The 7,580-nt window shown below is 75.3% G+C and carries 4 protein-coding genes and 1 pseudogene; 4 read left to right on the top strand and 1 reads right to left on the bottom strand.

What is annotated here, in order from left to right:
- Positions 1-647: pseudogene (locus DLJ47_RS15500) on the top strand (MFS transporter); the annotation flags it as partial.
- A 239-nt stretch (positions 648-886) separates the two neighbouring features.
- Here DLJ47_RS15500 and DLJ47_RS15495 read toward each other — a convergent pair.
- Entirely contained in the window at positions 887-1,474 is a 588-nt protein-coding gene (locus tag DLJ47_RS15495) for a PadR family transcriptional regulator (RefSeq protein ID WP_088995469.1), read from the bottom strand.
- A 122-nt stretch (positions 1,475-1,596) separates the two neighbouring features.
- On the opposite strand from DLJ47_RS15495, the gene DLJ47_RS15490 reads away from it, so the two are divergent.
- From DLJ47_RS15490 to DLJ47_RS15480, 3 genes are all read left to right on the top strand, one after another.
- Complete coding sequence (locus DLJ47_RS15490) at positions 1,597-2,823, top strand: MFS transporter (protein WP_109900712.1); 1,227 nt, start codon at positions 1,597-1,599, stop codon at positions 2,821-2,823.
- Positions 2,824-2,878: 55 nt separating this feature from the next.
- Positions 2,879-3,718 carry a GNAT family N-acetyltransferase gene (locus tag DLJ47_RS15485; RefSeq protein WP_109900711.1) on the top strand — a complete coding sequence of 280 codons (840 nt, stop codon included), beginning with the start codon at positions 2,879-2,881 and terminating at the stop codon, positions 3,716-3,718.
- A gap of 206 nt (positions 3,719-3,924) precedes the next feature.
- On the top strand, positions 3,925-7,464 hold the full coding sequence (locus tag DLJ47_RS15480; RefSeq protein ID WP_109900710.1) for an ATP-binding cassette domain-containing protein: 3,540 nt from the start codon (positions 3,925-3,927) through the stop codon (positions 7,462-7,464).
- Positions 7,465-7,580 lie beyond the last annotated feature (116 nt).

The following is a 7,580-nucleotide window of genomic DNA, read 5'->3' as shown; positions in this document are numbered from 1 at the left end:
CCCCCGTGCACGGCCCCCGGCTGATCGCGCTGCGGGACCGGCCGTTCCTGGCGTTCACCGTGCTCAACGGGCTCATGTCGATGCACATCGGGCTGCTCAACATCGCCCTGCCGCTCTGGATCGTCGGGCACCTCCGGGCGCCGGCCTGGGTGTTCCCCGGGCTGATGCTGGTCAACACGCTGATGGTGGTCCTCTTCCAGGTCCGCGCCGCGCGCGGCACCGAGAGCCTCGCCGGCGCGGCCCGGGCGGCCCGCCGCGCCGGGCTCGCCATCGCCGCGGCCTGTGCCCTCTTCGCCGCCAGCGGCGGGCGTTCCGCGGGCGTCGCCGTCGCGCTGCTGGTTGGCGGCGCGCTCGCGCACGTGGTCGGGGAACTGTGGCACTCCGCCGCCGGCTGGGGGATCTCCTTCGGCCTGGCCCCGGAAAACGCCCACGGGCAGTACCAGGGCGCGTACGCCATGGGCTACGAGCTGGGCAGGATGGTGGCACCGGTGGTGGTCACCACGCTGGCCGTCGGCTGGGGCGTGCCGGGCTGGCTGCTGCTCGGCGCCCTGTTCCTGTCGCTCGGTGCCCTGGTGCCCGCAGTCGTCCGCTGGGCCGCCCGCAACCGGTCCGCCGTGCCCGATCCCGCGCCGGTCGCGGTGGCGTAGTCCCCCTCGTCAGGGCGGGGGTCGCTCGGGGTGCGCGAGCGGGCCTGGAGATCGTCTCCTGCCCGTCCTGCGGCCGGGCCCAGGTGGACGTCTACAAGCTCGCCGAGCCCTCGCCGCCCGGCCGCACCCCACCCGGCCGGCGCACGCACGAACAGCGAAAAAGTGGCCATCCCCCGTGGAATGGCCACTTTTTCGCTTGTCGGAGCGGGCGGTTCCGGGTGGCCCGGGGCGACCCCGGGTCACTCGGATTCGGCGAGGATCGCGTAGAGCTTGCGGCGGGTCTCGTCGAGCACCTGGGCGGCCCGCTCCCGCTGGTCGTCGGTGCCGGTCATCATCACCTGGCGCAGCGCGTGCATCGCCTGCGCGCCGGCGTCCCGGATGTCGTGCCAGCTGTTGACCGTGTCCTGGGCGAACTCCGCCCAGGGCGGGGTCTGCGCCGCCTCGGTGGCCTCCGCCCGGCCGGCCTCGGTCAGCGCGAACCGCTTGCGCCCGCCGCCGGCCTCGTCGGTGCTCGCCGCGATCAGCCCCTCGTCCTCCAGCAGTTGCAGGGTGGGGTAGACCGAACCCGGGCTCGGCCGCCAGGCGCCGCCGGTGCGGGAGTCGATCTCCTGGATCATCTCGTAGCCGTGCATCGGCCGCTCGACGAGCAGGGCCAGCACGGCGTGCCGGACATTGGGCCGGCGTCCCCGGCCCCGGCCGCGACCGCCCCAGCCGCCGCCCCAACCGCCGTGACCGCCCCGGCCGCCGTGGCCGTGTGGGCCGGGCGGGAAGCCGAAGCCGCGCATCCGCGCCTCATGCAGTTCGTGCAGTTTGCGATGGAATCCCATAGCTCCTCACCCTCTCTCGTGCTGTCGCTGATGCATCGACGATATATCGGCAACGTGTCGTCGACAAGGCTGTGGCGGAGGCCACCAACCAAACCGTACGTACGTCTTGCTAGGCTCCCGGGGTGCGACTGCTTCCAGAACCGGGCCCGGCCCGGACCCTCACCCTCGGCACCCTGGTCCGGACCGTCGGCCGTGGCCTCTGGTTGGCGGCCAGCGCGCTCTTCCTCACCCGCTCGGTGGGGCTCACCGCCACCGAGGTCGGACTCGGCCTGACCGTCTCGGCGTTGGTCGGCCTGTTGGCCAGCGCCCCGACCGGCTACCTCGCCGACCGGCTCGGCCCGCGCGGCACCCAGATCGGCGCTCTGGTGGCCGGCGGGGTGCTGACCGCCGCCCTGGTGACGGTCGGGTCGTTCCCGGCGTTCCTGGTCGTCGGCGCCGCGACAGCGCTGGCCGACGCGGTCGACCGGGGCGCCCGGGGCGCGCTGATCGCCGGCTCCGTCCCCGCCGACCAGCGGGTACGCACCCGCGCCTACCTGCGCGCCACCACCAACGTCGGGATCTCGGTCGGCGCGGTGCTCGCCGGGTTCGCCATCGCCCTGGACACCCGCGCCGGTTACGTGGCGCTGATCCTCACCGCCGCGGCGACCTACCTGGCCGCCGCCGCGGTCTTCACCCGGCTGCCGGCGATCGCCCCGGCCCCTGTCCCGGCGCACGGCCCGCGGCTGATCGCGCTGCGGGACCGCCCCTTTCTCGCGTTCACCGTCCTCGACGGGCTGATGTCGATGCACTTCAGCCTGCTCAACATCGCCCTCCCGCTCTGGATCGCCGGGCACACCCGGGCGCCGGCCTGGGTAATCTCCGCGTTGCTGCTGGTCAACACCGGCATGGTGGTGCTGTTCCAGGTGCGGGCCGCGCGGGGCACCGAGAGCCTGTCCGGGGCCGGCCGGGCGGCCCGGCGCGCGGGGGTGGCCATCGCCGCCGCCTGCGTGCTCTTCGCCGCCGCGGGTGACCTGCCGACCGGCGCCGCGATCGCGCTGCTGGTCTGCGGGGCACTGGCGCACGTGGTCGGCGAGCTGTGGCAGTCCGCCGCCGGCTGGGGCATCTCGTTCGGGCTGGCGCCCGAGCACGCCCACGGGCAGTACCAGGGCGCCTACAGCATGGGCTTCGAGTTGGGCCGGATGCTGGCGCCGGCCGTGGTGACCACGTTGGCGATCGGTTGGGGCGTACCGGGGTGGTTGCTGCTCGGTGGGCTGTTCCTGCTGCTCGGGGCGCTGGTGCCGGTGGTGGTCCGATGGGCCGCCCGGACCCGGGTGGCCGGGCCGGCGGCCGACCCGGTCACCGTGGCCTAGCCGGGCTCGTCACTCGACCCGCGAACCGGGGGTCGGTCATGGCAGGCTGGTAGGCGTGCTGACGGTGCCGGTACGGCAACTCGGGGAATCGGAGCGCCGCGCGGTGGAGCGGCTGCTCGACCTGGACCCGTTCGCGGGCGCGCAGGTCGCCGAGCGGGTCGCCGCGCGCGGCCTGGCCTGGTGGCGGGCCGAGGGCCGGGTGCTGGGCTACGGCACCCGCCGCCACCTGGAGTCGGTCTGCTGGCTGGGCGGCAACCTCACCCCGGTGCTGGCCAGCGAGCCGGCGGTGGCCGCCTACGCCGATCTGCTCGCCAGCGAGGAGCGGCTCTGCTCGTCGATCGTCGGCCGGGCCGACGCCGTGCTCGGGCTCTGGGACCGCCTCGCCGAGGCCTGGGGGCCCGCCCGGGACGTACGCCCCAACCAGCCGTTGCTGGCCACCGACGCGCTGCCGGTGGTGCCCGCCGACCCCGAGGTGCGCCGGGTGCGCAGCGGGGAGATCGACCGCCTCTTCCCGGCGGCGGTGGCGATGTACACCGAGGAGGTCGGCGTCTCGCCGCTCGCCGACGACGGCGGGCGCAGCTACCGGCGGCGGGTCGCCGACCTGGTCCGGGCCGGCCGGGCCTACGCCCGCTTCGTCGACGGCCAGGTGGTCTTCAAGGCGGAACTGGCGGTGGTCACCCGGCGGACCGCCCAGGTGCAGGGGGTCTGGGTGGCCCCGGAGTGGCGGGGCCGGGGGATCGCCACCGCGGCGATGGCGGCGGTGGTACGCGACGCGCTGCTGCGCGCGGCTCCCACGGTGAGCCTCTACGTCAACGACTTCAACCTGCCCGCCCGCCGGGTCTACGACCGGTGCGGCTTCCGGCCGGTCGGCACCCTCGCCACCGTGCTCTTCTGACCGGCGTGCGGCACGCTCGCCGCCCTGGTCCGCGCCGAGTGGTGCGGCCCGGCATCGTCCGCCGGGTCGGCGCGGACCTGATCGCGAGCGGCTGCCGGTCACCCACAGTGGTGACGCCGATTCTCCCCGCCGCGTAAATCCGTTGATCCGCATCCGGTGAACCCGCAGGCTGGAGCTTCCCCCCACCGTCACCCGGAGGACCTGCCATGCGCCTGCTCCGAGATCTGTGGGCCACCTCGCCGCGCCGGATGGCGATCGTGACCTGCCTGATCGTGCTCGGCGCGGGCGGCCAGGCGGCCGCGTCCGCGCTGGCCGGGCCGGTGCTGGTGCACCGGTCGGGCGGGTTCTTCGCCGCGCTGGCGGTGGGCCTGGTCGCCGCCGTGCTGAGCGACCTCGCGGTGAGCCTGCTGACGGCCGGACTGACCGCCGACTGGTCCGCGCACGTGCGGCGCCGGCTGTGCCGGGTGGCACTCGGCCAGGACCTGCCGACCCTGGAGACCACCCCGGTCGGCGAGCTGCTCGACCGGATCGACGGCGACGTCTACCAGGTGGCCGCGTCGGTGCGCAACCACGGCGTACGGATCGCCCAGGGGCTGGCCGTGGGGGTGCTCTCGGCGGCCGTCGCGCTCACCGTCTGGTGGCCGGTCGGCGTCGGCATGCTGCTGCTCACCGCCGTGCTGGCGGTCGCGCTGCGCCGCCCGACCGCCCGGATCGCCCCGGCCCGGATGGCCGAGGAGGAGGCGTGGTCGGACCTGGCCGCGGTGATGGAGGAGGCGATCCACGGACAGGACGACGTCCGCACCAGCCTGGCCCGGCCGTACGTGCTGCGCCTCTACGCCCGGCGGGCGGCCGAGGTGCTGTCCCGGGGCGTCCGGGTGTGGCGGATGTCGGCGAAGGTCACCACGGTGGCCGCCGGAGTCACCCGGGGCGGGATCGCCGCGGTGGTGCTCGGCGGGGCGTGGGCGCTGGCCACCGGCCGGGTCGACGCGGCCCGGCTGACCGCGGTGTGGCTGCTCGCGCTCGGCTTCGGGCTGACCGTCGAGCACGTCGCCCGGATGGTGCCGGAACTGCAGTACGCGCTTGGCGCGTGGGCCCGGGTCCAGCTGCTGGAGGGCGCCCGGCAGGAACCCGCCGGCGGGTCGGCCCCGACCGAGGGTGACCTGGCGATCCGCGACCTCACCTTCCGCTACCCGAGCACCGACCCGGACGGCGAGCGCGGGCCGGCGCTGCGCGGCGTCGACCTGACCTTCGTCCGGGGCCGCTCGTACGCCCTGGTGGGGCGGACCGGGTCGGGCAAGTCGACGCTGGCGAAGGTGCTCACCCGGGCGGTCGAGCTGCCTCGCGGCACCGTCTTCCTGGCCGGCCGCGACCTGCTCGACCTCGACCTGGAACAGCTGCGCCGGTGGATCGCCGTGGTGCCGCAGCGCACCGAGATCCTCGCCGGCACGCTCGCCGAGAACGTCGCGCTCTTCGATCCGGACCTGCTCGACGACGCCGCCCGGGCGCTGCGCGAACTCGGCCTGGCCGGCTGGATCGCCGAACTGCCCGACGGGCTGGACACCCGGCTCGGCGAGGGTGGGCACGTGCTGTCAGCCGGGCAGGAGCAGCTGGTCGCGTTCGCCCGGATCCTGGTCCGCGACCCGCACGTGGTGATCCTGGACGAGGCCACCGCCCGGCTCGACCCGGTCACCGAGGCGCGGGTGCAGCGGGCCACCGAACGGCTGCTGCGCGACCGGATCGGCATCGTCATCGCCCACCGTCTCTCCTCGGTGCGCCGCTGCGACGAGGTGGTGGTGATGGCCGACGGCACGGTGGTCGAGGCCGGCCCGCTGCGCGAGTCGGAGCGCTTCGCCGAGCTGCTGGCGACCAGCCACAGCGCCGCGTACGCCCAGGTCGGGTCAGGGGTGCGGGCCGGCGGCGGCACCGACCTGCTGACCGGGCCGGAGCCGGCGGACGGCTGGCCGCCGGCCGAGCTGGACGCGCTGGCGCCGAACGGGCCGGACCGGGCGCCGGAACCGGACCGGGTGGACGCGCCGCCGAAGGCCGAACCGCCACCGCTGCCGCCACCGGCGCCCGCCCGTACCCTGCGGGAGATCTTCCGGCTCTGCCGCAACGACGCCCGGTACGGCCTGCTGGCGGTCGCCCTGTTCGTCGCGATCATGGTGCTCGGGCTGGACGGGGCGGTGCTGCCCTGGCTCTGGGCCGACCTGGTCGACGGGCTGGGCGACCCGTACCTGCCGGCGCTCGGGATCGTCGTCGCGCTGCTGGCCACCATGCCGATGCACTACGCCACCAACCTCTGGTTCCCGCAGTGGTGGGTGCGGCAGATGCTGCGGATCAGCCTGCGCCTGGTGCACGGGCAGACCGGGCCGCGCCGGGTCAGCGGGCACACCCCGGCCGAGGTGGTGGCCCAGGGCGGCGACACCGAGCGGGTGGTGCAGCTCGCCGACAACCTGCTGGATCAGTTCATCTCGCTGGTGCTGGTGGTGGCGATGACAGTGGTCACCGGAAGCGTGGTGCCGGCGCTGTTCTTCCTCGGCACGATGGTGGTCTCCGGGCTGGCCGCGACCCTGTTCGGGCCGCGGCTGGAGCGCTCCGCCCGGGCCACCGTGGCGGCCCGCGCGGCGTTCGCGACCGCCCTGGTCTCCACCCTGTCGGCGGCCCGGACGGTGAAGCTCGCCGGGTCGACCCGACCGGTGCTGACCCACCTCGCCGGCCTGGACGTGGTGCGCAGCGACCGGCAGCGCCGGGAGATCTCGGTGCAGGTGTGGGCCCGGTCCACCCCGGCGCTGGTCAGCGGGCTGCTGCCGATCGGCGCCTGGGCGCTCTTCCTGGCCGGTGGGCTCTCCGCCGGGGCGACCCTGGTCGCGGTCGCCACGCTCGGCGCGGCCCGGTGGTTCGCCTGGACCACCGCCTCGCTGGTGTCCCAGTACCCGTCGGCGAGCGTGTGGACCCGGCGGACGGTGGCGATGACCGGGATGGCGGCGTACTCGGCCGAGGTGCCGGGGGTGGACCTGGGCGCGGGCACCGCACCGGCCCCGCCGGTGCCGCCCCGGCACCCGCTGCGCCGACTGGAGCTGACCGGCTTCGGGGCGCGGCACGAGGACGGCACGGTGGCCGTCCGGGACGTCGACCTGACCGTCGAACGCGGCCAGCTGGTGCTGGTCGTCGGCCCGGTCGGCTCGGGCAAGTCGTCGCTGCTGCGGGCGCTGGCCGGGATCGTGCACCACACCGGCCGGCTGACCTGGAACGGTGAGCCGGTCACCGAGCCGGAGCTGTTCCTGCGTCCCAACCAGGTCGGCTACGTGGGCCAGCTGCCCCGGGTGCTCTCCGGCACGGTGGCCGACAACATCACCCTGGGCCACCCGGTGGACGCCGCGGCGGCCGTGACGACCGCCCAGCTGGAGCACGACCTGGCCGCCGCCGGTGGCGGGCTGGGGCTGCTCATCGGGCACAAGGGGACCCGGCTCTCCGGTGGGCAGTTGCAGCGGTTGGCGCTGGCCCGCGCGCTGGCTCCGCGTACCGAGCTGCTGGTGGCCGACGACGTCTCCTCGGCGCTGGACGTCACCACCGAGCTGGCGCTCTGGCGGGCGCTGCGCGAGCACGGGGTCACGGTGATCGGCTCCACCTCCAAGCGGGCGGCCCTGGTCCGCGCCGACCACGTGGTGGTCCTCCAGTCCGGCACGGTCGCCGCCCAGGGCCCCTGGCACGACCTCGAACCCCACTGGTCCCACCTGGCCGGCTGACCCCCGCCCCGCCCGTGTTGATCATGAGGTTAGCGGCAGAGAATCCGACATAACGCCCCGCCAACGTCATGATCAACGGGGTGGTGGGGGCGGGGGTCAGCCGGCCAGGTGGGACC

It is taken from the genome of Micromonospora sp. S4605, assembly GCF_003176715.1.
In the GTDB taxonomy this organism is placed as follows: domain Bacteria; phylum Actinomycetota; class Actinomycetes; order Mycobacteriales; family Micromonosporaceae; genus Micromonospora; species Micromonospora echinaurantiaca.
This window is presented reverse-complemented; position numbering and strand designations above follow the sequence as displayed.